This window comes from Spongiibacter nanhainus, assembly GCF_016132545.1.
GTDB lineage: Bacteria > Pseudomonadota > Gammaproteobacteria > Pseudomonadales > Spongiibacteraceae > Spongiibacter > Spongiibacter nanhainus.
Map to the genome: position 1 here is coordinate 3,075,821 of NZ_CP066167.1, position 24,860 is coordinate 3,100,680.

Genomic DNA, 24,860 nt, shown 5'->3' on the forward strand with positions numbered 1-24,860 from the left:
CACCCCCTCTCCTTCACACAAGCCCCACCTTCGACCCACTCCCCGATGTAAAGAGCCCTCAACGAGGGATATGAAGAGCCTTCAGCGAGGAAGGTAAAGGAGCCTTCGGCGAGGAATATGAACAGCACTCAGCGAGGAAGATAAAGAACCCTCAGCAAGCTTACAGACGCGGCTAAAACATGCCTCTTGCGGCGAAAACACCCTCAAAAAATCTCACAATACCCATATAAGTTAGATAGTTACCCTCATCTCACAAAGAAATAAGCGCTGAGATCAACACTCAGTTGATGATCGTAACGACGAGTATTTGGCCACCCTCGCAACCCACCTACCACAGCCCTACAGAAAACACATAAATACCTATACTAATCAATAGCTTGCAACCCAGATAGCCGGGCCAGTTAAAACAAGGCTGTTGCCAGCCGAAAAAAACCCTTTTATGATATGTTATATCATTTCATAAACAAGGGGGCGATGTGCAATAAATGGTGAACAGCTCTGATCTGGACTCGGGCACCTTCTCAGGGGTTATTCCCAAGCAGATTTTGCAACAGCCCTACATGAGTGAGCAGCAAATCGCTTTCTTTCGCCAGCGATTGCAAACGATGAGGGAGCACACCCTTGCCCGCATCCGCGCCGCACAACAATCGATGAGCGAACGCCCAGTACTGAGCGACAGCGCGGACCTGGCCCAATACGAGGAGGACTCCAGGATGACTCTCCGTACCGTCCAGCGGGAGAGCAAGCTGCTTCGAAAAATCGAGGCGTCACTGAAGCGTATTCACACCGGCGACTACGGCTATTGCCTGGAGAGTGGCGAGCCCATCGGGATTGCCAGGCTGTTGATCCGTCCCACAGCAGAGTATTGCGCGGAGATAAAAAACCAGATGGAAGAAAGGGAAAAACACTATGGCAACTACCGCTAGAAAACTGCCCGTTACCGTACTGTCAGGCTACCTCGGCGCGGGCAAAACCACTGTTCTGAGCCATGTGTTGAATAACCGGGACGGCCGCCGAGTGGCGGTCATCGTCAACGACATGAGCGAGATCAATATCGACGCCGCTGCGGTGCAGAACGAGGTGGCCTTGAATCGCAGCGAAGAAAAACTGGTGGAAATGAGCAACGGTTGTATCTGCTGCACTCTGCGGGAAGACCTACTTAAAGAAGTGCATCGCTTAGCAAAAGAAGGGCGCTTCGACTATCTGCTCATCGAATCTACAGGGATATCAGAGCCCTTACCGGTGGCGGAAACCTTCACTTTTGAAGACGAAAACGGCGACAGCCTGTCGGACGTCGCCACCCTGGACACCATGGTAACCGTGGTTGATGCCGTCAACTTTCTTACCGACTACGATCAAGCCAAATTTTTGCGGGAAACCGGAGAACACCTCGGCGACGAGGATCAACGCAGCGTCGCGGACTTGTTGGTGGATCAGGTGGAATTTGCCGATGTCATCTTGGTTAGCAAAACAGACTTAGTGCACGAGATGGACGTGAAGCGGCTTATCGCCGTGTTGAGAACACTCAATACCGAAGCCGAAATAGTTCCTATACAGCTTGGCGAGGTAGATACAGGTCAAGTACTAGGCACCGGAAAATTTAGCTTTGAGAAAGCTCAGCTCTCCCCAGGTTGGCTCAAAGAGATGCGCGGGGAACATGTTCCAGAAACCGAGGAATACGGGATTGGCAGCTTTACCTATACTGCTCGCCGCCCCTTTCACCCGGAGAAATTCTACAACTTCCTCCACAGTAACGACCTGCAAGGAAAGCTTATTCGCTCTAAGGGCTACTTCTGGCTTGCCAGCCGCCCTGAGTTCGCCGGCCAATGGAGCCAGGCCGGCGGCATGGCCCGCTATGGCTTTGCCGGTATGTTCTGGAAAGCCGTACCAAAAGACCGCTGGCCCGATGACGAGGAATACCTACAGTCCATAGCATCTAATTGGCAAGAGCCCTTCGGCGACATGCGCCAGGAGCTGGTATTTATTGGTCAAAACCTGGATCAAAACCAGGTAACCCAGGCGCTGGACAGATGCTTGCTGAGTGACGAAGAGCTGCTGGCAGGTAAAGCACAGTGGCAACGACTGCCCGACCCCTTCCCCGCCTGGGAGGCCGAAGCATGATCCCCGCCCGCTCCCCGGACGCCGAGCTTTATCGTCACAGCGTTATCGGCCGCACGCCCGAGTCGCTCACCGATATCTACCGAGAGGACGTCAATATAGCGGTATGGCAGCGACAAGCTCCGCACCTGGCCCTTAGGGACGCTCAGGAGCTAGCCAAGAATAGAAGTTTCAATGGTCTGCGCTGCGCCATACCCACCCAAAAACTCAGTCGGGTAGCAGACAGCCTATCGGAGATCTCCCCCTACCCCTACCTGCAAGCGGACGTGCAACTGCTGATAGAGATGTTCAGCTGCTTGTTTGAGCTGAAGGCGGTGGGCCTGAGATTGACGCCATTGAAAAACGCCATGTGTCCCAAATTCCATGTCGACCGGGTGCCTTGTCGGCTCATCACTACCTATCGCGGCCCTGCCACGCAGTGGCTGCCCCACCACTGCGTGGATCGCAGCAAGCTCGGCACTGGCAGCGCGGGCCTCAGTGATCAGGATAGCGGCTTATACCCCTCAGAGGCACACATCGAGACCTTAACGGCAGGCGACGTAGCCTTGCTTAAGGGCGAACTCTGGGAGGGCAACGAAGGTGCCGGCGCCGTGCACCGATCTCCCGCCGTGGAATCTGGCCATACACGCTTGCTCCTCACATTGGATTTTAGTTAACCACGCAGGCGAAGACCTGTTACCGAACAATTACCTTACTAGGAGACACCCATGAAACGCAGCGCGAGCCTTCTCGCTTTGATAACGGCATCCGGACTGACCCATGCACTGTCCGGCCAAGTTAACGACGGATCGGGACACCCGGTCAGCGGCGCCAACACCGAAGTTGTCGGCAGCAAACTCAAAGCCAAAACCAACGCCCAGGGTCGCTTTACCCTGGACACTGGCGACCAACATGTCGATGAACTCCACATCGATGCACCGGGCTACAGCCACGAGACTCTGCGCATCGTCGATGACGACGAGGCGCTGCAAATCACCCTGCGGCGTACAGCTATTGAGCAAATTGACGTAACCGCAACCCCGTTTCACAGCTCGATCATGGAATCCGCACAACCGGTCACTGTGGTCGCCGGCGATGAGCTGCGCCGCAAACAGGCAGCGACATTGGGTGAAACCCTCAAAAACGAAGTGGGCGTCCACTCCAGCTATTTCGGCCCGGTAGCCAGCAGCCCTATTATCCGCGGTCTGAACGGCCCACGGGTGTTGATCACCCAAAATGGCTTGGATGTAAGCGATGCTTCACGAGTTGGCCCCGACCACGTGGTGGCCACAGAAGCGAGCACCGCTGAGCAAATTGAGATTTTGCGCGGCCCCGCAACGCTATTCTACGGCTCCGGTGCGATTGGCGGGGTCGTGAATGTGGTGGACGACCGGGTACCGTCCAACAGCGAGGCAAAAGGCGCCTTTAACGTCGGTCACAATACCGTGGCGGACGAATACGAGGCCTCCGCAGCCTACACCGGTGGTACCGACCACTTCGCGTTTCATATCGATGGTTTTTGGCGAGACGGAGACGACTACGACATTCCCGGTATCGCCGTGAACGAGACCGAGGAAGAGCACGAAGAGGAAGGCCATGAAGAGCATGTCGACGGCACGTTGGAGAACAGCGCCTCAGAGAGCGAGGGCTTCAATATTGGCGGCAGCTGGCTGCTGGATAATGGCTTTGTCGGCATTTCCTACGGTCGACTAGAACGGTTGAATGGTGTGCCCGGCCACAGCCATGCCCACGACGAGGAACACGAAGAACACGAAGGTGAGGACGAGCACGAAGACGAGCATGAAGATGAGCACGAGCATGAGCATGGCGAAGGCGGCGTACTCTCTGATCTGGAGCAGGATCGCTGGCAGTTAATCAGTGAGTTGTCATTGGACACCCCCCTGCTGCGCGGTATCCACACTCGCCTCGGCTACACCGACTATGAGCACGCCGAGGTAGAAAACGGCGAGGTCGGCACGGTATTTCGCAACGAGACACTGCAGGCCCGAGTCGACCTGCTACTCCAAGAAATCGCTGGCTGGCATGGTGCCCTGTCTTTTGAGGGCAAAAGCTCGGATTTTGAGGCCACTGGCGAAGAGGCCTTTACCCCACCAAGCCGCACCGACAGTGTTGCCATTGCCCTAATGCAGGAAAAACACGTCGGTAAACTGCTATGGCAGATCGGTGCGCGGGTTGAGCAGGTCACTATTGAGGCGGATCCCATCGAGTGGGAAGAACACCACGCCGAAGAGGGAGAAGAGGCAGAGCACACTATGCTCCATTTTGACGAGATGGAGTTTACGCCCTTTAGCCTATCCGCCGGCCTGGTGTGGGACTTTGCTCACGATTACAACGCCGCGCTATCACTGACTCACGCGGAGCGGGCTCCCAGTGCGGCTGAGTTATTCTCTTATGGTCCCCACATTGGCACCGGGAGCTTCGAAGTTGGCGCCCTGTTTTGGCTCCACGAAGGCGAGCACCCCCACTTTCATTACAGCGACGATGTCGACGAGGAAGTATCCAACAACATCGACCTGAGTTTGCGCAAACATTCCGGCAACCTCAGCTGGGTGGTAAACGTGTTTTACAACCAAGTGGACAACTTCTACTACCAGCGCAATAGCGGCCTGACCAGCGAGGACTTCGAAGGTCATGACCACGGCGAAGACGACCACGAAGAGCATGAAGAACACGAAGACCATGCTCACGACCACGGCGGCCTGCCGGTATACGTCTTCGAGCAGGCTGACGCCACGCTATATGGCCTCGAAGCTCAACTGGCCTGGCAGTTCGATCCAGCTTGGACTCTAAAGATATGGGGCGACAGCATTCGCGGCAAACTGGATGACGGCGGAAACCTGCCCCGCATTCCACCTGTGCGAGTGGGCAGCCAATTGCGCTACCAAAGCTATGGCTGGGAGGCTGAGCTCGGCGCGACCCACTATGCCGAACAGGGCAAGGTCGCAGAATTGGAAACGTCAAGCGATGCTTACACCCTGGTGGATGCCGAAGTGGCCTACACCTTTGCGGCGGATCGCGGCGATCTAACCGTCTACCTCAAAGGCGCCAACCTGACCGATGAGGAAGCCCGGGTGCATAGTTCCTTCCTCAAAGACAAGGCACCTCTACCCGGTAGAGGCTTTAGCATTGGCTTGCGAGGGCAATTTTGAAAGCGCTGATTGGCCTACACCTGCCGCCCTCGGCAGGAAAACTTGCCGGAGAGTAGCACTGTGCTGTACACAGCAATGCGACACCTGTGGGCGATGGCCCTCGGCCTGAGCGTGAGCATAAGCGCCCATACGGCGCCTCTTTCGCCTGAGGCTGAACTTGAGGCAGAGCGACATCCTGGCCATGGCGGTCATAGCGCACATGTCCATGGCGTCGCTCGACTCCAGATAGTGTTGGAGGGTTCCCAACTCGACATTGCACTGCTCTCACCCGCGGCAAACCTTGTGGGTTTCGAGCATCGCCCGGAAACCGACGATCAGCTTGCGATCGTCGCCCTCACCCATCGACGGCTGTCAGAGGGCGAGGTCCTCTTTCAAACCGAGCCGGCCAGTTGTCATCTGGCCGGCCACAGCATCGACCTAAGCACTATCGACAAGCACGGCGAAGAGGAAAGCGAAGAACACCACAACGAGTCTCCGTCACACAGCAGCTCACATAGGGAAATCACCGCCCAATACCGCTTTACCTGTGCCGAACCCGATGAGGTGCGGGCTTTGTCGACGACCTTAATGGCGCAGTTTCCCGGAATTCGCCATCTGCAGGTGCAATGGATCAGCGGTCATCGACAAGGGGCGGCAACACTGGATAATGGTCGCACTGGCGTAATCCTAAGGTAAAGACCATGAATAATATCGAGCAGATACTCAACCAAGCGGAAGCAAGTTGCCGCGCCAATGGTGGCAAATTGACCGAGAAGCGCAAGCGCATTCTGAGTGGTCTACTGCAATCCCAAAAAGCGCAATCCGCCTACGAGCTGATCGACTATATGCAGAAGGAGTTCGGGGTATCGCTACCGCCAACCACCGTCTATCGAATCCTAGACTTTTTGGCCAGCGAAAATCTCGTCCACAAGCTTCACTTGGCCAACAAGTACATTGCTTGCTCCCATATTACCTGCGACCACGCACACGAAGTGCCACAATTTCTGATTTGCGATGAATGCGGCACGGTAAAAGAAATCGGCATCAAGAAAACCCTGATCAACACTCTGGAAAGCAATGTAAAACAGGCCGGCTATGTCCTTAAAAGCCCGCAGCTTGAGCTGCACTGCCTGTGTGATAGCTGCGCGCACTGAGAGTGTTACCACAAGTAGGAGGTAGCGTGAATTCAGCAACACGTCGTATGGACAAAGCGGCAATCGGACTGTCCCTAGTGTGTACCGTGCACTGTTTGTTACTGCCGGTATTACTAGTGATGCTGCCCACCCTCGGCGGCACCGCCCTGGGCGATGAGCGCTTTCACCAATGGCTTTTGTTTGCGGTATTGCCACTTAGCATTTTCGCGCTATCCATTGGTTGTCACCGACACAAGCAAAAGGTTATTTTGCTGCTGGGCCTGTTGGGCATGGCAGCGCTGACATTCGCGGCACTGCTGGGGCACGACCTACTAGGAGAAATCGGCGAGAAGGTGGTCTCTGTACTGGGGGCTTCGCTCATTGCTCTCGGTCACTGGGGCAACCACAGATTGTGCCAACGCTTAGACGGTCGCTGTGATCATAAAGTCTTTTCAGACTGCCAGTCGGAGGAATAGGACATGAACCGCGATGACACCACTGCACGGTATACCCACAAGACGCCATGCGATTAATGGCCGTGCATAGTGCATAAATAGGCTTACCCATCCGTGATTAATCAATTCTTCCAGTCCCTCGAGTCCCGCCAGGCAGGCGAGTCACTGCCCTTGGAAGAGGTAATGAGTCACTTGATGTTTAATTCTAGCGGGCTTATCCCCGTCGTGACGCAAGATCAAGCGAGCCGGGAGGTGTTAATGATGGCTTGGATGAATCGCGACGCCATCGATGCGACCTTGCGTTCAGGTACCATGACTTATTGGTCCCGTTCACGATCACAGTTGTGGCGCAAAGGCGAAACCAGCGGCCACGTTCAGCACTTACAATCAATGCGCATTGATTGCGATGGCGACGCCCTGTTATGCGAGGTGCAGCAGTGCGGCCCGGCCTGCCATACCCAGCGTTCAAGCTGTTTTTACCTGGGCGTCGATCCCGCTTCCCGGTTGGTTACCATTACTGAGTCGCCGCCGATCACGGGCGAAATTTAGGTGCCACCGTCCTGGACCATTCACCAATAGCTACTACTCACCCTTAACTACTACATCCGGAGTCGTCGATTTATGGCCGCGCTGAAATCCATCCCCACCAATGTGATTACCGGCTTTCTCGGTGTGGGCAAGTCGACGGCAATCCTGCATTTGCTCAAACACAAGCCGGAGCACGAGCGCTGGGCCGTGTTGGTCAATGAATTTGGCGAAGTGGGCATTGATGGCAGTCTATTCGCCGGCCAGCAAACTGAAGACGCTGGCATTTTCATCCGCGAAGTTCCCGGCGGATGTATGTGCTGCACGGCAGGACTGCCAATGCAAATAGCTCTGAACATGCTGCTGTCCAGGGCAAAGCCGCATCGCTTGCTGATAGAACCTACTGGCCTGGGCCATCCTGAAGAAGTGCTGGCGGTGTTGGCCTCTGACTACTACCGGGAGGTCCTCGACCTGCGTGCCACTCTGACCCTGGTCGACGCCCGCAAAATCCAAGATTCCCGTTACACTCAGCACGACACTTTTAACCAGCAGCTGGCCATCGCTGACGTTATTGTCGCCAACAAATCAGAGCAGTACGGGGCGAGAGATTTTCCCGCTTTACTGGATTTTCTGGAAGGCAGGCTGAGCCTGGACAGTAAATCGGTCTATCAGGTCAGTAATGGCGCAGTGCAAAACCAGTGGTTACAGGCCCCTACAGCGCAGTCGCCACACCCGCTCCACCAACACCAAAGCGAAGCCCCGCCACCGATCATCAATACCGGTGATATCCCTGAGCAGGGCTACCTGAGTATCGATAATGAGGGCGAAGGTTTCCACAGCCGGGGATGGGTATTTAAACCCCAGTGGACTTTCTCTGCCGACAAACTCTATAACCTACTGCTGGGTGTCGAAGCCGAGCGCATCAAGGGGGTGTTTATTACTGACCAAGGCATCGCTGCTTACAACAAAGCCGATAATGTACTCAGCCAAACCGAACTGGACGACTGCCTGGATAGCCGCATCGAATGCATCAGTACCGATACCGCGGCCCTTGAAAATCTAGAGCAAGCCCTACTCGACTGTGTGATCTAGGGAACCTCTGCATAAGCTGGTAATGCAGAGGTTCCCTAGTCGTCATATGGCTCAATGCTCTCCACCTTCACGGCATATGCAGCCGTGGCAGTCTCGTTTTCAATAAGGGTCGTCCGTAGTTTGCCAGAAATCCAAAATGGGTCGTACAAGGACTCGAGCTTAAAGCCTTGGTCAAATTCCGCATAGGTAATTTGATTGGGGGGAGGTGGTGGCACGTGGATACAAGCGCCGAAGTAAGGTACCAGAAAAAATCGGGTCACCTGTTGGTCGCCGTCGCCGAACTCCAATGGCACGATAAAGCCCGGCAGGCGAATTGCCTGACCATCAAACTCTTTGACCACTCGGGTCGAGACCAGGGCCCGCTGATAGGCGCTATCACCGGCGGGCTCCAGTTCTGTTTGGAACTGGCTGTCAATTTGATCCTGCTCAGAACCATCGGCAATCTCATTGAGGGATTCGGGAGGGTTAAGAAAAGCGTCCAAATCCTCCTTGGGCATCAGGTCGGTCCACTCGATGGTTCGATAGCCATCGACAGCCCTGCCGCTGGCATCTGCGCTCTGGACAATACTGCTTGCTGTCATTACCAGTAACAACACTAGCGACTGGCCTGCAACGCGGGCCATCCTTAAGGGGTTTAGACGCATCAAAGCTCACTCCAAATAGGGGCTTAGAATGAAAAAAAGTCACCAAGGTTCCATGTCGCGCTGTACCATTTAGAATCGATCGATTCCCAGGCAATCACGAGAACATACTGTGATAGTTAACGTTGAGAACATGCTGTTTTCTTACGACAAAACCAGCTCACCGCTGCTGGATATTCCGCAATGGACTCTGGACAACGCAGAACAGGTATTTCTGCATGGGCCGTCAGGGAGTGGCAAGTCCACATTCCTCAACATACTGGCAGGCATTCTGCTACCCAATCGCGGCTGTGTCGACATCCTTGGGCAGCGCATTAATGGGCTGCGCAGCGGCAAACGGGATAAATGGAGGGCCCGGCATATTGGCGTTGTATTTCAACAGTTCAACCTTATCCCCTACCTGAGCCCTGTGGACAACATCAGACTGGCCGCCCATTTTGCCAACACCCCTAATGCTAGCCGGGAGGCATCGAAACTGCTGACATCGCTGAGTATCGACGGCGAACTCTGCCATCGCCCTGCATCGCAATTGAGCGTCGGACAGCAGCAGCGGGTTGCCATTGCCCGGGCGCTGATCAATCGTCCAGAACTGATCATTGTCGACGAGCCCACCTCGGCGCTAGATGCACAAAATCGCGATGGGTTTATATCGCTGTTGATGGACAGCGTTCAGCAAAGTGGAGCTGCCCTACTGTTTGTCAGTCACGATTTATCCCTGTCGACGCACTTTCACAGAGTGGATGCCCTGGGCAAGATCAACCGCGCGGGAGAAACGGCCTGATGTTTATACACTTGGCGCTGCGAAGTCTTTGGAGCCGTAAAGGCTCTGTGCTGCTCACTTTTTTTGCCATTACGGTCAGTGTATTTGTGCTTCTAGGCGTGGAGACCATCCGTCACCAGGCCAAGAGCAGCTTTAACAATACCGTATCGGGCATCGACCTGATCGTGGGTGCCCGAACAGGCGATGTGAATTTATTGTTGTATTCGGTCTTTCGTCTGGGTAACGCCACCAATAATATTAGCTGGCAAAGCTATCAGGCCATCGCCAATGACCCCAAAGTGGCGTGGACTATCCCCCTCTCCCTGGGGGACTCCCATAAAGGCTACCGGGTGATGGGTACCACCGACGAGTACTTCCAGCACTTTCGCTATGGCGGTGACCGTGCTTTGGTCTTGGCTCAGGGTAAAGCCTTTAGGGATACCTTTGACATTGTTCTGGGCAGCGCCGTCGCCCGCGCATTGGGCTATCAACTAGGGGACAAGATAGTGCTGGCGCATGGTCTCGGCAGCACCAGCTTCAGTAAGCATGAAGACTCCCCTTTCGAGGTGGTAGGGATACTCCAAACCACCGGCACACCAGTCGATCAGACCCTGCATGTGAGCCTGGCAGGTATTGAAGCCATTCATGCGGGTTGGCCGTCTGGGTCTCCAACCAGTAGCTACCCATCAACCGATCAACATTCCTCCCATCAGCATACTCACTCTCAGGCCGCGAGCGCGGACCAACATGAGACACACCACGAGGAGAATCCGGATGCCATCACTGCGTTTATGGTGGGGCTAACATCCAAGTTGGCGACATTTCAAATGCAACGCCAGATCAACACCTATTCCGGGGAAGCCCTGCTGGCCATTCTCCCCGGCGTCACCATTAGCCAACTCTGGCAGATGATGGCAGTGATGGAACACACACTGCAGCTAATTGCGGCACTAGTATTGCTTGCCTCGCTGCTGGGCCTGGCGGCGATGCTACTGGCGACACTTCGCGAGCGCGGGCCGGAAATCGCCGTGATGCGAGCCATTGGCGCATCGCCCCTGTTTGTCTTTGCACTGCTGGAAGTGGAAGCCATCATCATCAGCCTGGCCTCCTGCGTACTGGCGGCCCTATTGCTCACGGTTGGCGCCTCGCTGTCGGCCGACTGGTTAGCGGCACAATTCAGCTTAGTGATGGATTCGGGACCCATTTTGAATAGCGGCTCAGCTTTGATTCTGGGTTTGGTGCTGGCGGCCACCATCATTATTACCCTGGTACCGGGCATACAGGCTTACCGCTACGCGCTTAGGGAGCAATTGTAGACAAGGGGGTGGCAAACCCGGGTGCGGCCTGCTCAAGGTAATTAATCGATTAAGTAGTTGTTATGCTACTATCTGCTTCAGTAATGACGTCGACGAGAGCTATTTGCCCTGAGGTTCAGTGCGCCTTTTCCCATAATTGCCATTCAACGCGACCACGACATAAGCAGACACCATGACCGATTCAGCGACTTCCGCTACGGCGGGCAAAAAGCAGCGGCGCAACTCCCGCGCTGCGTTGATGCAGGCCGCCAGTGAAATACTGATTCAACGCAATACGATCGATATTTCCCTCAGCGATATTGCCGAGCACTCGGGTTTGAACTCGGCACTGATCAAGTATCATTTTGGCAATAAAAACGGGCTGCTACTGGCGCTGGTAGAACGGGACGCGGGGCCGAGTATGGAAAAACTCAAGGCCCTGTCAGAACAAGACACCCCCCCTAAAGAAAAACTGCGGATGCACATCGCCGGTGTGATCCACACCTACGCCAAATGCCCCTATCTCAATCGCCTCGTTCATACCTTGATGGAAAATGGCAACGATGAGATTGCGCAGGAATTGGTGGACTTCTTCGTTAAACCCATCCTTAACGCCCAACAGCGCATCGTTGAGCAGGGTGTTGAACTCGGCATTTTCAAGCCCGTCGACCCCATGATGTTTTACTATTTACTGATCGGCGCCTGTGATTATATTTTTTACGCCCGCCACTCCCGTCGTTTTATGAGCGGGCAGCCCGACCTCAGCCAAGCCATGCGCAATCAGTACATCGACTTTGTTACCGAGAGTGCCATCAAAATACTGACCGCCGACGACTAAGGCGGCGTTGTACAGCTACGCCAAAGTAATCTCAGTGCTTTCACTGACCAGCCCCCGGCTGCGCCGGGTATTAAAGTGTGCCAGGTCCTGCCAACGTTTTAGAATATGCCGCTCTCCACGGCGATGGGTGTCGTCCAACAAAATCGTCGCCCCCTCCCTCAAGTGGGGCATTAATCGAGGCAGCATGCCGTAGCGCCCACCCAGGGTACCACTGGGCGGGCCATCACAAATCACCAGATCGATATTGTCGGCGTAGTGAAACCCCTCTGGCGGACCGTACCAACTGTAGCCATCGAACTCCCGCAACGGAGCGTACACCAGCTCAACATGATCAATACCCACCCGCTGCAGCATGCCGTTGATGTGATCAAACCAGGCCAGGTTGTGCTCCAAGACCTGCACACGTCGGCCTTGATGGGCAGTCAGCGCCCCCACAATCAGGGTGGTTGCGCCCGAGCCGCACTCCAACACGGCCCCATCTCGCTGTAGGGCGCTTTTGGCTACCTGGCGAAGGTAGCGCCAACCGGCAGAGTAAAACAGATTGCCCCAGGACATCAGAATCAGCAGCAGGGCGATATTGGATATTTTGTCCTGCCCGCGGCCAATCAGCAGGCGTTTGAGGGCATAGTTCAGCAGCACACTGCGCCACGGGGCGCCGCGCTGCTTGTACGATGAGCGAGGTTGAGACTCCATAAATAACTCCCACCCCAACACTGCCGCCGGGGTATATCGTATCGATACATCCTGAAACAGGACATCCTACGAACAGAGAGTTACCCATATCCGTGTTACACGGATAAGTCAGGCCGGGATGGCGCCGGCCTGGTATCAGCGCAACAGCAAGAGTGGACGCTGGGTTGCCGTCAGCATACGGGCGGTAAAGCTGCCCAACAGCATGCTGCGCAGACGGTGATGGCTGTAGGCCCCCATTACGGTCAGGCCAATATTGTGTTCAGCCTGGTATTGGCACAGCGCCTCATCGATTTTGCCCTGTAAATGCACGGCGCGATGCTCCACCCCCGCGACCTTCAGGGTACGGGTGGCCTCATCCAGAGCCTCTTGAGCGCGTTGCTCATCGCCCACGTAAACCAGGTGACAGGGAAGCCCCCTCAGCAGCGGACTTGCCACCACCATTTCCAGCGCCTTCTCCGCTGCTTCGGTACCGTTGTAGGCCAGCATGATTTCCTCAGGAACCGAAAATTCGCCATTGACCACCAACACCGGACGGTGCAATGCCCGAATCACCGTCTCCAGATGGGCACCCAGCTCGCCCTCGCCGTGCTCTTCACCCCGCACACCCATCACCAATACGCGGATGTCATCTTCCAGCTCAACCAGTGCTTCCTGCAAACTGCCGTGACGCTGCCAAGCTTCGAGTTCGGCCACACCGTCTTCTTCACAACGCTGGCGGGCGGCTTCCAGCATTAGCTTACCCTTGTTCATCAGCAGGCGGCTGCGCTCCTGTTCAACCCGGGTTAACTCTTCCAGCAGCTCTTCCTGGCTGCCCAGGCCGATGCTGCCGCTGAGGTCCACTTCGGCCCGAGAACGCTGTTCGATGTTGTGCAATAGCTTCAATGGCGCACCCACAGCCTTGGCGACCCAGGCGGCGTAGTCGCAAACCGCGGTACTTAAGCCACCGCCATCGATACACCCCAGCACGTAGTTATTGTTATGCTCCGTCATCAATGCGCTCCCAGCACTTTGTCGATTTCTTCGGGTTTATCGTGGACGCCAAAACGGTCGACAATGGTTTCGCTGGCCTCATTGAGACCAATCACTTCCACATCGGCACCCTCGCGGCGGAATTTGATCACCACTTTGTCCAGCGCCGCGACTGCGGAAATATCCCAGAAATGGGCAGCGCTGAGGTCAATGATGACCTTATCCACCGCCGCTTTAAAGTCAAAGTAGCCCACAAAGCGATCTGAGGAATTAAAGAACACCTGCCCCACTACCCGATAGCGGTGGGTCGTGCCCTCTTCGCTTTCAGACTTATCGACATACATAAAGTGACTGACTTTGTTGGCAAAGAACAAGGCCGCCAACAACACCCCCACCAGCACGCCAAAGGCCAGGTTGTGGGTCCACACCACCACCGCCACGGTCGCCACCATAATAATATTGGAGGACAGCGGATTGGTCTTAAGGCCCCGGATCGACTCCCAATTGAAAGTCCCGATGGAGACCATAATCATCACCGCTACCAGCGCCGCCATGGGAATCAACGATACCCAGTCACTGAGAAAGACCACCATTGTCAGCAACATGGCACCGGCAAAAAAGGTCGACAACCGCCCCCGGCCACCCGACTTCACGTTGATCACCGACTGGCCGATCATTGCACACCCAGCCATGCCGCCCAGCAAACCAGAGGCGATATTGGCCACGCCCTGGCCCTTACACTCGCGGTTTTTGTCGCTTCCGGTATCGGTCAGGTCGTCGACGATGGTCGCGGTCATCAGCGACTCCAGCAGGCCCACCACCGCCATCGCGGCAGCGTAGGGGAAGATGATTTGCAAGGTTTCCAGGTTTAAGGGCACATCCGGCCACAGGAATACCGGTAGGGTATCGGGCAATTCACCCATATCGCCCACGGTGCGAATATCCAAACCAACAGCGACGGCCAGTGCGGTCATAGTGAGAATGCACACCAGCGGCGAGGGAATGACTTTGCCGACCTTGGGCAAGCGCGGGAACAGGTAGATAATCCCCAGCCCCCCTGCCGTCATGGCGTAGACGTGCCAGGTGACGTTGGTCAGCTCCGGCAGCTGGGCCATAAAAATCAGTATCGCCAGGGCATTCACAAAACCGGTGACCACCGACCTGGCCACAAAACTCATGAGCTGCCCCAACTTCAGGTAGCCGGCGATAATTTGCAGCACCCCGGTCAGCAGCGTGGCCGCCAGCAGGTACTCCAAACCGTGGTTTTTCACCAGCGTCACCATCAATAGCGCCATCGCCCCGGTGGCAGCGGAAATCATACCCGGGCGACCACCGACAATGGAGATCACCACCGCGATACAGAAAGACGCGTACAACCCCACCTTGGGGTCGACACCGGCAATAATGGAAAAGGCAATTGCCTCTGGGATCAACGCCAGGGCTACAACCAGCCCGGCCAGGAGGTCGGCACGGATATTACCGAGCCAATCTTCTCTTTTTGAAAGCAACATGAAAGGCCTGCTTGGGAGACTATAAATCGGAGAGAGGCGCCTGGCGGATACCGCCGCCCCGGCGAGCGGGGAAGTTTACGGATTGGTCAGTGAGTATGCAAATGAGTCGTAACGCGACCAACTGCACCTCTAACTCTATTCTTCCGGTCTAGACTGCTGCGGGACCTTTGCACACATACACCGAGTTTGTTGCCTGATTATTCTGAAAGGGATTGAAGAAAGACACCAAGTGGGATTCTACCTGCTCAAACACTGTAGCCAGCAGGGCTTCAAATTCGGCATCCGGCCGGTTCTGTGACCACATAGCAAAAACTCCACTTGGCTTAAGCTGTTGGGCCATTAAAGCGAGATTGTCAGTGCTATAAAAACGGGCATTGGCTGAATTCAGAAATTGCGTGGGTGAGTGGTCGATATCCAGCAGAATGGCGTCAAATTGACGTCCGGGTTGCCGGGGGTCAAAACCCGACAGGGGGTCGACCGCCAGGTCAAAAAAGCTGCCCAGCACATAGCGATTGCGGGGGTCAGCATTCAATACCTGCCCCAGCGGCACTCGTTCTTCACGGTGCCAGGTGATGACGGTATCCAGAGCCTCGACCACTAACAGTTCATCCAGCCGGGTATCTTCCAAGGCTTTTACCGCGGTGTAACCCAGCCCCAGCCCACCGACCACCACACTGAGTTTGTCACCCTGCAGCGCCGCCAGCCCGAGAGTCGCCAGGGCCTCTTCGGCAGCGTAAAAGGCGCTGGACATTAAAAATTCATCGCCCAGCTTCACCTCGTAAATATCCCGGTCACCCAGCACCGGAATCCGCCGGCGGCGCAACGATATCTCGCCGATGGGGGAGCTCTGGCTATCAATTTCTTCAAACATCAGTGACACAAGCGCGATTTCCCTGCCTATGAAAAAGGGCCATGATACGTGGAAACAAGAATGTTCGTCGTTAAATTGTCACACCAACATTCGTCTTTTGCGCGTACACTATGGCAAACCCGTGTTTAAAAAGAATAAGTGATACCGTCAATGGCTTTCCAGCACCGTAGGACGCCGAATTTCACAGCTTATTTAGTATTGCTCCTTCTGCTCACTGCCCTAACGGCGTGTTCTTCCTCTGTGGACCTGCCGATTCAAGCCCCCTCTGAGGCGGAGACCGACGCGCTATTGCAACAAGGCGCGCTGTTTGAGGTCAGCGAGGATACCCCGCCCCCCGACGATGGCATTCTGGACATGGATCAAACCATGCGGAGCTTTGTTGAAGAGCATGTCCCCTCGGTATTGCAGCCCCGCGCTCGGCTGCGCTATTTGATCGACAGCCTGCTGCGCCCCAGCCAGTTGGGTCTGGAATACAACCCCGGCATCACTCACAACGCTGCCGACACCTTTTATCAGCGCGAGGGCAACTGTCTGGCGCTAACATCGCTGTTTATCACCATGGCCCGGGAAGCCGGCCTGGAGGCCCACTACAATCAGGTGGCCGTGCCACCCAGCTGGGAAATGCTGTCCAACAACAGCCTGGCGGTGTACAAGCACATCAATGCGGTGGTGGTCTTGGAGGGTGGAGAAGAAGTCGTGGTGGACCTCAGCGTCGACAACTACGAGTACCTCTATGCGCAGACCCGTCTGTCTGAGTCAGAAGCCGCCGCACAGTTTTACAGCAATCGCGGCATCGATATGCTCAATAGCGGCGACCACAGACAGGCCTATCGTTACTTCCGTCGCGCCCTGCAATTAAACCCTAAGGAGGCCTTTATTTGGGGAAACCTGGGTAGCCTTTTCAGGCGTGAAGGCCACAACGATATGGCGGAGATCGCCTATCGCCAGGCGCTTAGCTTAGATGCTCACGAGCCGACGGCTCTGTCAAACCTGGGACGCCTGTATCGCGGCACCGGCGAGAAGGCGCTGGCAAAATCGCTGGAAGAGTACAACCACCAGTTACAACGGCGGAACCCCTTCTGGCATTACAGCCGGGCCCGGGACGCCTACGAACGGGGCAATTACACGGAAGCGCTTACCGCGATACAGCGAGCCATCTATTTACAGCGTGATGAGTACCGGTTTTATGAGTTTGCAGCGGTTATCTACCGCCGCAAAGGCGACCGGGAAAAGTACGAAGAATACGGACTCAAAGCGGCGCGCCTGAAGTTTAGCGAAGACTGAAGTTTCGCGAAGAACAGTCAATGCCGTTCGGCTAGCGCCGGGCTATGCGGCGATAGAAATCCACGTACTGATTCACCACCACCTCGCGGCTAAAGCGCTGCCGATAGTCCTGGGCCGCACTGTCGCGCAGCTGGTCCCGCATTTGCGGGTTGGCCAGCAGCTGCACAATGGCATCGCTCAGTTGCTGCACATCGTCAATATCCGTCAACCAGCCGGTCTCGCCGTGGGCAATCACTTCCCCAGGGCCCTGGGAGCGGGTGGCCAAAATTGGGCAGCCGTGGAAGAAGGACTCCATCACAATCGAGCCCAGCCCTTCGTGTCGTGAGGGGCAAACAAACAGATCAGCGGTACGCATCAGTGCGGTGACGTCGTTGCGCCAGCCCAGAAAGCGCACCCGGGCGTCCAGGCCCAGTTCACTGCACAGCGACTTTAGCGCGGCCTCCTCCGGCCCACTGCCCGCCAGCCACAGCACGGCATCGGGGACCTCTTTAAGCGCCCGCAGTAAGGTGTCAAAGGCCTTGTTGGTATGCAGGCGCCCGGCCGCCAACAGCAGCGGTACATCGCTTGGCGTATCAAAACTGTCCCGGGGTAGCGGCGCGACCTCGGTCTCGTCGGCAAAATTGGGAATGTGCACCACTCGATCCGCCGGCATGCCGCCGTCAATCAGATGCTGGCAAATCCCCTTACTGATACCGACCCAGTAATCGGCCTGTTGGTAGTACTTGAGTTTGTAGTAGTGTCCCAGACGATTGACCAGCACATAGTTACCCTTGGGCGTGGCGGCACTGGCCCGCCCCATCCAGGTCATCACGATGTCGGGGCGGAATTTATTGAGCTGACGTCGATAGACCCAACGGTCGTAGACATCAAACTGGCCACCAAACCGGAACCCAGCAGTCTCCACGCCTTGCTCCCGCAGTGCTGCCACCCGGTGGGGGTGATTGCGGATAAAGGCCTTTTCGGTGAGCTCGCCACTGGCTTGCAATCCGGCACTGAGTCGAACAAAGAAATTCTCCGCCCCACCCTGAGGGGCACCGGCCAATACCTGGGCTACCCGCAACTGTGTCATGACAGCTCCTGTGTCTGATCATCGGCATTGCGCGCCCGGTTTTTATAGGGAAACGGCATTGCCGGTTTGTCCACACCGATAAACTCGCAAACCTTGTCCCAGCCGTCTCCTGCCATAATATTCATCACCAAAAGGCGCTCGGCAGGAATCACCGCCTGCACCCGGGCGTTGTGCTCCCGATAGCGCTGGCGGTAGAGATCCTCAACCGGCGAAGCACTGCCGTAAACCCGCTCTCGCAAGGCGCGACGAAAGACTTTGTAAGAGCGTCTCCGGGGCAGGTCAAACAAACGGGGATACTTCACCGGCCGCAGAAAAAAGTGGTTCTCGATACTGGGCCACCAGTCATCTTCGTCCCGCAAAGTAAGGATAAACTTGGCCTCCGGGTAAGCCTTAGCCAACTGCTCATAGTAGTGGGCCACCGGCAAATCGAAGACCGCATCCATATCGTCATAGACCCGGAAGTTGGCATCCTCGCGACCGTGAATCACCGCGTCGTGGAGGCGGTCGGCATGAAAGCCCAGGGTTTTGTAGCCCAGCAGAGTAAAGGCTTCTTGCAGGCTGGTGGTGCCAGTTTTGCTGAGGCCAGCGCCAAATACTTTCATGGTTCTGTCTTGTCCTGATCTACCGGTGACACCCTGGCTCCCGACTTGGTCACACCTGGGGTGTCCTGCTTTGGCGGGGGGATATTGGGCTCACCGTCTTTCAGCGGCACGCCCTGTAGGCCGGGATAATTGCCGTCCTGAATCTGGGCTAAAAACTCATCGATGCGCTCGGGTAAATTGTTGGCCTTGCGACCGGCAAAGTAGCGGCGCAGCCACAGCGGCGCCCAGGCCTTCCCCGCCAGGCCCGATGCCCCCATACCGTCAATCACCACCAAGCGCTGAATCGCTCCCTGTTGATCGCGCTGCACTACGATATTGTGAATCAACAAATCCTTGGAGGGCACCGCGTAGTCGCGCCAGTGAGCCATCAATTCTGCGACGGCGCGCTGCAGGTCGGGCTGATAGCCGCCGTGCCACAGCTCCAGCTTAAGAGAGCGGGAAATCTCCCCATTGCCGTCCAGTATCAGTTCGGAGCAAAGGCCCGGCCCCATATCGGTATCCAGCATGCCGTAGCAGCGACTGACATGCTTAAACAAGGCATCGGGATAGTGGCTTTGCAAACGCTCCATCACCTGCAGTTCTTCCAGGTTGTCATCAAAGGCCGACAGCGGTCGCAGATTCTTGGGGAAGCTTTTTTTGGCACGCCGCCACTCCAAACTGCGATCGGGGCGCCTGACCTTGATGCAACGATCGGCAAACTCAGGGTGGACAAAACACAGGCGGTTGCCGCCCCTGGCAAAGGCCTCTTTGTCCTGCAAGGCAATCATTTCAGCGAGCCGTCCAGATTGATGTCCCGGGCCCACACGTAGTCGTGGCTGAAAGGAATCCCCATTGACGCCTCGACAATGTACTGGGCGTAGAGACGGGAGTTAATTTGCTGATGAAAGAAATCCCGGCAGCGGCTGGCCCAGGCCTGGCGTTTGTGATCGTCGTGGTGGAACTCGCGGATTTTGGCCAGCAAGTCGGCCTCATCGTCAAAGTACACCGCCGACTCCGCGGGCAGCAGCTCGTCAAAACGCGGGCCACTGTGAGTAAACTGCAAAATGCCATTGCCCGCCAGCTGCGCCATCCGCGCCGAGGAATACCAGTAGTCCCCCTCCTGGCGATTCAGGTTCAGCCCCATGCGGGTACGGGCCAAAGCGCGGTCGTAATCTCGCCCCCACACCGGCGACTCGCCAAAGCTGCCATAGGTTTTGAAGTTCATTTCCTCTGCCACTGCGTCTTTGATTCGACCCACCATTTGCAGGCGCTGGGTAAATTCAGTGGCGTTGCTGCAGAACAGCAAATCGATATCCAGATCGTCCCGCTCGGCGTTGTTCAGGCACTCCACCGAAGGGTCCACCGGGTTGGGCATGTGGTAAAGGCGGGCGCCGATACCTTCAAACTGGCGCAATTCACGGCGCCCCGTGGAGACAAACACCGCGTCCACCACCGATGCCCGGGACTTGATGCGCTCCACATTACTGGGCACAAACAGCGGGTCATTATTGCAATGGGCCACCACCGCATTGGGGTACAAGCCCTTGATCGCCTTTAGGGTGTCGTTAGTAATCATATCGCAGTGCCCGGCAATCACCAGGTCGGGCTCCATGGCGTCGACCATTTCCAGCAGGCGCTTGTTGGCTTTGCCAACGCCCAAGTCGCGGATTCCCAAGGGCGCTTCAAAGGCGGCGATATCCCGATCACTAAAGGTTTGCAGGTAGTGGTCGTTTTTGATCAGGCCAAAACTGAGTTTCTGTGCCCAGCTGACCCGGGTCTGGCCGTAGCGACGCAGCTGTTGGTAGGCAATATGTAAAACTCTCATCGAGGGTCCATGACGTTCATGTTGATTATTGAGCACCTGCATCCGGGCCAGTGACGAGTCGCGACTATACCATTGCCCCCACAGCGGCAACAGTTATCGCCGGCCCTGCCACCCAGCTCAGGCCGTGGCAGTGTCGCCAATTTTCAGTAGCCGTTGATAGACCTCAAGGGTGCTTTGTACCTGGCTGTCCAGGTAGTAGGCCTCGGGCAGCCGAAGATGGTTGTCGGCGTCGAGGATGTCCGCCACCCGAGCGGCAAAGGCCACCACATCGTCGGGAGGCACCAGCCCCTGAGGAAAGCCCTGCTGCAGGGATTCGCTGGCACCGCCCCGGTCATAGGCCACCACCGGCGTGCCCGACGCCAGCGACTCCGGCACGGTGCGACCAAAGGGCTCTGGCTTGTTGGACATATGGCAGGTCACATCGGCCCAGCGATAAAACTGGGCTATGTCGCTGCGGTGGCCGAGAAAACTGACGTGCTCCTGCAAACCGAGCTGCTGCCGGAGAGTCATCAGTTCTTGGAGGTAGTGCTGCTTATCGGGCTCGGCATCGCCGATCACCACACCGTGGCAGTCGGGCCGCAGTTTGATGAGCTGCGCCATCATGGCCAAAAAAGCCTCCTGCCCCTTCCAGCGACTGAGACGTCCCGGCATAAGAATCAGCCGCTTATCCTTTAATGCCGGGTAGTCCGCCAGTATATCTGCCTGCCATTGCCGCGACACCGGCTCACGGCTAAACGCCGCAGGGTCCAAGCCTCTGGGAATCAGGGTCACCCGCTCCGGGGCGACCTTGTAGTGCTCAAAGATGTAATCCTGCACACAGTGGGATATGGCGATCACCTGCTCGGCCCGGGCCATAATGCCGCTGTAGGCGTTGACCGAGTACAAGCCATGGAAGGTACTCACCAGGCCTGGGCGATGTTCAGGGGGCATCTTTCGCCATGCCAGCCAGACGATCCAGGCCGGCACCCGGGAGCGCACGTGGACGATATCGGCACCCAGTTCTTCCAGCAGGCGCCGCATCGGCCGCACTTGCTTTAGCGACGCCAGGGACTTGCGGTGTACCGGCATGGTGATGTGCTCACAGCCGGCGGCTTCCAGGGCCTCGACTTGGCGCCCGCCACTGGAAATCACCACCGCCCGGTGCCCGCGCTTGACCAGTTCCCGGGCGAACTCCACCGTACCCCGCTCCACGCCCCCGGCATTCAAGGCGGGTAAGACCTGTACCACGGTCAGGCGTCGCTGGGCTGATTTGCGCGACTCAGCTGTCGTCATTGCTTCACTCCCTTGTCCATCGCCAACAGCCAGTCAGCGGCGCGATCCGCCTCCCACAATGTCGTCCCGGGTTTTGGTAGCGCTTGGTCTAGGTCGACCGTTGCCGCATCGCTGGCCAGACCACTGGCCAGCACCTGTTCCATGCTGCGGGTCACTCGGGAATCGCGCTTTTTGCCCAAGCTAAGCAAGCCCGTCGGGGCACCGGCGGTAATACTCTCGTACACCATCGACACGCTGTCCCGACTGACCCACACCTGTCCGGCCTCCGCCAGTTGCTGCTGTAACCAGCCACCGCCACTGTGGCCAAAGGGCATCGCTTGAATATTTCTTCGCTGTTGGCGCCGCAATTGGGTGAGAAATTCCGGTGGGGTGCGGGGCGAGTCCGACACCTTCCACTGCACCGCGGGCTGGGCATCGGCAATCGCCAGTACTTGCTGCAGCACGGTGTCGTCATCCCATACAAAATGCCGATTGATACCGCCCAGCAAGATTAAACCGTGATCTGGAAGCCGGGGGGTGTGACTGGGCTCGATCACATTGAGCACGCCCTGAGTCGCCAATACTGAGGGCCGATCGGGGGGCGCATCGTGCACCGGCACACAGGCGGCATCAAACAGCCACAGTGGCCAGCTGGGTCGCATTAACACCAGGGCTTTAGCGCCGGTCATCCACTTACACCACAACATCGGCAGATGGCAGTGACTGCCGGCGCCGATAATCCAGTCCGGCAGCTTGGCGACGGGGGCCACGCTGGTGGAGAACTGCTGTAACAAGCCCTGTCGCCGGGTGTAGCGAAAGGGCCTCTTGGACATGTCCAACCACACCGTCTGCAAATCGCACTTGGCTTCCAGCCGCGCTACCAGACCGCGAATCTGATTGAGGTGCCCGGGCCGGCCATCGGTAATTATCCACGCTGTCAGGGTTTTGCTCATGGGCTGACCATACTCGCTTATCGATCTCATAGGACCGATCAGTAAAACGTCGCTTTACCTTCCGGGCGGGTTTTAAACCGCCGGTGCACCCACATGTACTGCTCCGGCACCTTGCGGATGTTGTCCTCAAGCTGGGCATTGATAGCCCGTGCATCCGCCGCCGGATCGTCGCTGGGAATTTGCGGCAGGGGCACAATATCAATGCGGTAGCGGCGACCGTTGTCAAGGCGCTGCTGGTGGGTCATCACCACCCTCGCCCTCCCTGCTTTAGCCAGGGTACTGGTGGCAATAGTGGTAGCAGCCAGCACACCGAAGAAGGGCACGAATGCCGCTGATTTGCGACCGTAATCCTGATCCGGCAGGTAAAACAGCCGCCGCCCTTCGCGCAGGCGCTTTAGCGCCCGCTTCACATCCCGCCGGTGAATGGGCTCGCCGTAGCGCCCTCGGGCGCGACTCAGAATTCGCTCCAGCACCGGGTTTTTATGGCGGCGATAAAAGGAGTCTGCCGGAAAAGACTGGGCCAGCAGTGCGCCGCCCACATCCAGCCCGGTAAAGTGGGTGCCTATCACAATGATGCCCTGCCCGTCGTCGTTGCTCAGGTGTTCCTCACCGTGCAGCTCCGGGACGATATCGAGATCTTCGATAGGCCGAAACCAGGCCCGCACGGTTTCCATCAGCCCGATACCCTGATCCTGCATGGTGCGCTTGAGCAAGCGCTGCCGCTCGGCCTCGCTCTTCTCCGGGAAGCACATTTCCAGGTTGACCCAGGCTATGCGCCGACGCTGCCTGGCAAAATAGTAGAACAGTGTTCCCATACCCCGCCCCAAGGCGTGGTTGACTGCCCTGGGCAGCTGAGCCAGGAACCACATCACCGCAACGCCACACCAGGTCGGCCAATAGCGGGGAGCCAGGAGTTGTCTCGGAATTGTCATCAAATTGCCATTACACTATTACACCTGTTAGCGGCCGGGGCGAAGCCGCCTTCACAGCCGCGCGCATTGTACACGTTATTGAGAAAAGGGAATTTGCAGCAGGGCATTTGACGCACTGATCTGTCCCGGGACTTGTTGTAGTTATGATGAATAAACCAGGCCGCTCCGGCTTTATGCGTATCATCCACGCCACCGGCTACTCGCAGAAAGGTCTGCGCGCCGCCTGGCAACACGAAGAGGCCTTTCGCCAAGAAGCCATCCTGGCGGCGATACTGTTGCCCACGGCGTTTTGGCTGGGGCAGACCGCCCTGGAGCGTATCGCACTGATTATCCCCGTGTTTCTGGTGGTTATCGTCGAGCTGGTCAACTCCGCCATCGAAGCCGCCATCGACCGCATAAGCATGGACCGCCACCCGCTTTCCGGCCAGGCCAAAGACATTGGCTCCGCCGCCGTTTTGATGAGCCTGCTGCTGTGCGCGGTGAGTTGGGGATTGATTATTCAACAGCGCTTTTTCTGAGTCGAGGTCTCGGGACACGCCAAGGCGGGTAAATTCCCTCACCCCCTTGACATTCAAGCCCCCAGCCGGAATAATCCCCGCCCTAAATTTTCCACGCCAGTTTTCGAGGAGTATCGAGTGGCTAACTCTCCACAAGCACGGAAACGCGCACGTCAGGCGGAAAAACGTCGTTCGCATAACGCCAGTCTGCGCTCCATGGTTCGCACCTACCTCAAGCGTGTAGTTGCGGCAATCGAATCCGGTGACCAGCAAGCGGCTAAAACCGCCTACGACGCTGCTGTACCCGTTCTTGACCGCGTTGCCGACAAAGGCATTTACCACAAGAACAAAGCGGCACGTCATAAGAGCCGCCTCAATGCCCGCATTAAGGCGATGGCTGCGTAACATTAAGCCTCGCACATAAAAAAACCCGCTGCGG

The 24,860-nt window shown here is 56.7% G+C and carries 27 protein-coding genes; 15 read left to right on the top strand and 12 right to left on the bottom strand.

Features of this window, described 5'->3' with window-relative positions:
• Positions 1 to 485 precede the first annotated feature (485 nt).
• From I6N98_RS14025 to I6N98_RS14065, 9 genes are all read left to right on the top strand, one after another.
• The gene (locus I6N98_RS14025; RefSeq protein ID WP_232787346.1) at positions 486 to 926 is read left to right on the top strand and encodes a TraR/DksA family transcriptional regulator; all 441 of its coding nucleotides are present in this window, start codon (positions 486 to 488) and stop codon (positions 924 to 926) included.
• Positions 910 to 2,121, top strand: a complete 1,212-nt coding sequence (zigA, locus tag I6N98_RS14030) for a zinc metallochaperone GTPase ZigA (protein WP_198568973.1) — start codon at positions 910 to 912, stop codon at positions 2,119 to 2,121. Before I6N98_RS14025 ends, zigA begins: the two co-directional genes overlap by 17 nt.
• Positions 2,118 to 2,774, top strand: coding sequence for a DUF1826 domain-containing protein (locus tag I6N98_RS14035; protein WP_198568974.1), 657 nt, complete (start codon positions 2,118 to 2,120; stop codon positions 2,772 to 2,774). Before zigA ends, I6N98_RS14035 begins: the two co-directional genes overlap by 4 nt.
• A gap of 51 nt (positions 2,775 to 2,825) precedes the next feature.
• Positions 2,826 to 5,267 (top strand): TonB-dependent receptor, encoded by a 2,442-nt coding sequence (locus I6N98_RS14040; RefSeq protein ID WP_198568975.1) that lies wholly within the window; start codon positions 2,826 to 2,828, stop codon positions 5,265 to 5,267.
• A 93-nt stretch (positions 5,268 to 5,360) separates the two neighbouring features.
• A complete protein-coding gene (locus I6N98_RS14045; RefSeq protein WP_232787722.1) occupies positions 5,361 to 5,942 on the top strand; it encodes a ZrgA family zinc uptake protein in 582 nt (193 codons plus the stop codon).
• Between the two features lie 5 nt (positions 5,943 to 5,947).
• Positions 5,948 to 6,400, top strand: a complete 453-nt coding sequence (locus I6N98_RS14050; RefSeq protein ID WP_198568977.1) for a Fur family transcriptional regulator — start codon at positions 5,948 to 5,950, stop codon at positions 6,398 to 6,400.
• A gap of 26 nt (positions 6,401 to 6,426) precedes the next feature.
• Positions 6,427 to 6,855, top strand: a complete 429-nt coding sequence (locus tag I6N98_RS14055) for a MerC domain-containing protein (RefSeq protein WP_232787347.1) — start codon at positions 6,427 to 6,429, stop codon at positions 6,853 to 6,855.
• A gap of 93 nt (positions 6,856 to 6,948) precedes the next feature.
• The gene (gene hisI, locus I6N98_RS14060) at positions 6,949 to 7,383 is read left to right on the top strand and encodes a phosphoribosyl-AMP cyclohydrolase (RefSeq protein ID WP_232787348.1); all 435 of its coding nucleotides are present in this window, start codon (positions 6,949 to 6,951) and stop codon (positions 7,381 to 7,383) included.
• A gap of 72 nt (positions 7,384 to 7,455) precedes the next feature.
• A complete protein-coding gene (locus I6N98_RS14065) occupies positions 7,456 to 8,451 on the top strand; it encodes a CobW family GTP-binding protein (RefSeq protein WP_198568978.1) in 996 nt (331 codons plus the stop codon).
• A gap of 35 nt (positions 8,452 to 8,486) precedes the next feature.
• On the opposite strand, the gene I6N98_RS14070 is transcribed toward I6N98_RS14065, so the two are convergent.
• Complete coding sequence (locus I6N98_RS14070; RefSeq protein WP_232787349.1) at positions 8,487 to 9,095, bottom strand: DUF3299 domain-containing protein; 609 nt, start codon at positions 9,093 to 9,095, stop codon at positions 8,487 to 8,489.
• A 109-nt stretch (positions 9,096 to 9,204) separates the two neighbouring features.
• Here I6N98_RS14070 and I6N98_RS14075 point away from each other — a divergent pair, with 109 nt between their 5' ends.
• From I6N98_RS14075 to I6N98_RS14085, 3 genes are all read left to right on the top strand, one after another.
• Entirely contained in the window at positions 9,205 to 9,873 is a 669-nt protein-coding gene (locus I6N98_RS14075) for an ABC transporter ATP-binding protein (protein WP_232787350.1), read from the top strand.
• Entirely contained in the window at positions 9,873 to 11,168 is a 1,296-nt protein-coding gene (locus I6N98_RS14080) for an ABC transporter permease (protein ID WP_198568979.1), read from the top strand. Before I6N98_RS14075 ends, I6N98_RS14080 begins: the two co-directional genes overlap by 1 nt.
• Before the next feature lie 172 nt (positions 11,169 to 11,340).
• Positions 11,341 to 11,985, top strand: coding sequence for a TetR family transcriptional regulator (locus tag I6N98_RS14085; protein WP_198568980.1), 645 nt, complete (start codon positions 11,341 to 11,343; stop codon positions 11,983 to 11,985).
• A 15-nt stretch (positions 11,986 to 12,000) separates the two neighbouring features.
• Here the strand turns inward: I6N98_RS14085 and I6N98_RS14090 are convergent, their stop codons facing one another.
• From I6N98_RS14090 to I6N98_RS14105, 4 genes are all read right to left on the bottom strand, one after another.
• The gene (locus tag I6N98_RS14090) at positions 12,001 to 12,678 is read right to left on the bottom strand and encodes an O-methyltransferase (RefSeq protein ID WP_198568981.1); all 678 of its coding nucleotides are present in this window, start codon (positions 12,676 to 12,678) and stop codon (positions 12,001 to 12,003) included.
• Positions 12,679 to 12,813: 135 nt separating this feature from the next.
• On the bottom strand, positions 12,814 to 13,668 hold the full coding sequence (locus I6N98_RS14095; RefSeq protein WP_198568982.1) for a universal stress protein: 855 nt from the start codon (positions 13,666 to 13,668) through the stop codon (positions 12,814 to 12,816).
• Positions 13,668 to 15,158 (bottom strand): SulP family inorganic anion transporter, encoded by a 1,491-nt coding sequence (locus I6N98_RS14100; RefSeq protein ID WP_198568983.1) that lies wholly within the window; start codon positions 15,156 to 15,158, stop codon positions 13,668 to 13,670. The genes I6N98_RS14095 and I6N98_RS14100 overlap by 1 nt, the downstream gene beginning before the upstream one ends.
• Before the next feature lie 148 nt (positions 15,159 to 15,306).
• A complete protein-coding gene (locus I6N98_RS14105; RefSeq protein WP_232787724.1) occupies positions 15,307 to 16,029 on the bottom strand; it encodes a spermidine synthase in 723 nt (240 codons plus the stop codon).
• Between the two features lie 240 nt (positions 16,030 to 16,269).
• Here I6N98_RS14105 and I6N98_RS14110 point away from each other — a divergent pair, with 240 nt between their 5' ends.
• Positions 16,270 to 17,313 (top strand): tetratricopeptide repeat protein, encoded by a 1,044-nt coding sequence (locus I6N98_RS14110; protein ID WP_198568985.1) that lies wholly within the window; start codon positions 16,270 to 16,272, stop codon positions 17,311 to 17,313.
• Positions 17,314 to 17,344: 31 nt separating this feature from the next.
• Here the strand turns inward: I6N98_RS14110 and I6N98_RS14115 are convergent, their stop codons facing one another.
• The 7 genes from I6N98_RS14115 to lpxL all read right to left on the bottom strand — a co-directional run bounded on the left by I6N98_RS14115 (position 17,345) and on the right by lpxL (position 23,924).
• Positions 17,345 to 18,382 carry a glycosyltransferase gene (locus tag I6N98_RS14115; RefSeq protein ID WP_198568986.1) on the bottom strand — a complete coding sequence of 346 codons (1,038 nt, stop codon included), beginning with the start codon at positions 18,380 to 18,382 and terminating at the stop codon, positions 17,345 to 17,347.
• Positions 18,379 to 18,984: a sulfotransferase family protein gene (locus I6N98_RS14120; RefSeq protein ID WP_198568987.1), complete on the bottom strand. Its 606-nt coding sequence runs from the start codon at positions 18,982 to 18,984 to the stop codon at positions 18,379 to 18,381. Before I6N98_RS14120 ends, I6N98_RS14115 begins: the two co-directional genes overlap by 4 nt.
• The gene (locus tag I6N98_RS14125; protein ID WP_198568988.1) at positions 18,981 to 19,751 is read right to left on the bottom strand and encodes a YrbL family protein; all 771 of its coding nucleotides are present in this window, start codon (positions 19,749 to 19,751) and stop codon (positions 18,981 to 18,983) included. The genes I6N98_RS14120 and I6N98_RS14125 overlap by 4 nt, the downstream gene beginning before the upstream one ends.
• Positions 19,748 to 20,788 carry a glycosyltransferase family protein gene (locus tag I6N98_RS14130; protein ID WP_198568989.1) on the bottom strand — a complete coding sequence of 347 codons (1,041 nt, stop codon included), beginning with the start codon at positions 20,786 to 20,788 and terminating at the stop codon, positions 19,748 to 19,750. Before I6N98_RS14130 ends, I6N98_RS14125 begins: the two co-directional genes overlap by 4 nt.
• Before the next feature lie 117 nt (positions 20,789 to 20,905).
• Positions 20,906 to 22,060 carry a glycosyltransferase family 4 protein gene (locus I6N98_RS14135; protein WP_198568990.1) on the bottom strand — a complete coding sequence of 385 codons (1,155 nt, stop codon included), beginning with the start codon at positions 22,058 to 22,060 and terminating at the stop codon, positions 20,906 to 20,908.
• Positions 22,057 to 22,992: a mitochondrial fission ELM1 family protein gene (locus I6N98_RS14140; protein ID WP_198568991.1), complete on the bottom strand. Its 936-nt coding sequence runs from the start codon at positions 22,990 to 22,992 to the stop codon at positions 22,057 to 22,059. The genes I6N98_RS14135 and I6N98_RS14140 overlap by 4 nt, the downstream gene beginning before the upstream one ends.
• 38 nt (positions 22,993 to 23,030) lie before the next feature.
• Entirely contained in the window at positions 23,031 to 23,924 is an 894-nt protein-coding gene (gene lpxL / locus I6N98_RS14145; RefSeq protein WP_198568992.1) for an LpxL/LpxP family Kdo(2)-lipid IV(A) lauroyl/palmitoleoyl acyltransferase, read from the bottom strand.
• Between the two features lie 143 nt (positions 23,925 to 24,067).
• Here lpxL and I6N98_RS14150 point away from each other — a divergent pair, with 143 nt between their 5' ends.
• Together I6N98_RS14150 and rpsT are read left to right on the top strand one after the other, a co-directional pair.
• A complete protein-coding gene (locus tag I6N98_RS14150; RefSeq protein ID WP_232787351.1) occupies positions 24,068 to 24,442 on the top strand; it encodes a diacylglycerol kinase in 375 nt (124 codons plus the stop codon).
• A 117-nt stretch (positions 24,443 to 24,559) separates the two neighbouring features.
• Entirely contained in the window at positions 24,560 to 24,826 is a 267-nt protein-coding gene (rpsT, locus tag I6N98_RS14155) for a 30S ribosomal protein S20 (protein ID WP_198568993.1), read from the top strand.
• Positions 24,827 to 24,860: the final 34 nt, after the last annotated feature.